Consider the following 728-nt stretch of genomic DNA (forward strand, 5'->3'; position numbering starts at 1 on the left):
ACCCAACCTTGTATCTCTTCTTGATGAGTGTTTAGCTAGCACTTGTCACATCGGGAAGACAGTGAGCTCGTACCCAACCAGAGTGTGAAAATGCTGTGACGTAGATTGAGCCCTGACTTCCTAACCTCAATTAAACTGAATGGTATCCTAGCGCCCCAACTAAGGGTGACGCTGCATGTACAAGGGGAGTAGATAGAGATGAAAGCTTTTATTGGCATTGATGTGGGTAAAGAAAAGTTAGATATTTCCTGGCTACGCGATGTAGTCAAAAGTAAAAAGAAAACGAAGATTTTTAAAAATAACCCGCAGGGCTATCAAGAGTTAGTTGCCTGGTTGATAAAGAATACAAATTTAAAAGCACAAGACATTGTTATTACAACAGAGCCCACAGGTGTTTATAGCGAGCCGCTGATGTATTTCCTATACGAGCAAGGATTTATTTTATTACATGTAAATCCTGGTAAAGCAAAACAGTACGCAAGTTCATTAGGGCTTGTCCATAAGACAGACAAGTCAGACGCCACAATGCTTGCTCGTTATGGTCATGACCAACAGCACTCACTTTTAAGTTGGCAGCCTGAGCCTGTTGAAGCGAGAGAGTTAAAAGTAATGACGCGTAGACTTGAAGCACTTGAGCAAGACTTACGTCGCGAAGAAAATCGTTATGAAGCTGTTGGTTTCTCAGGTGCATCTACTCGAGTTACTCAGTCAATTGAAGATATGATAGC

The 728-nt window shown here is 41.8% G+C and carries 1 protein-coding gene; it reads left to right on the forward strand.

The window, feature by feature from the left end; all coding sequences use genetic code 11:
* Nucleotides 1-198: 198 nt before the first annotated feature.
* On the forward strand, nt 199-728 hold a 530-nt coding region (locus I6F49_RS20260; RefSeq protein ID WP_197181753.1), incomplete at its 3' end, for an IS110 family transposase.

The sequence above is a fragment of the Pseudoalteromonas sp. SWN166 genome, from assembly GCF_015864485.1.
Taxonomy (GTDB): Bacteria; Pseudomonadota; Gammaproteobacteria; order Enterobacterales; family Alteromonadaceae; genus Pseudoalteromonas.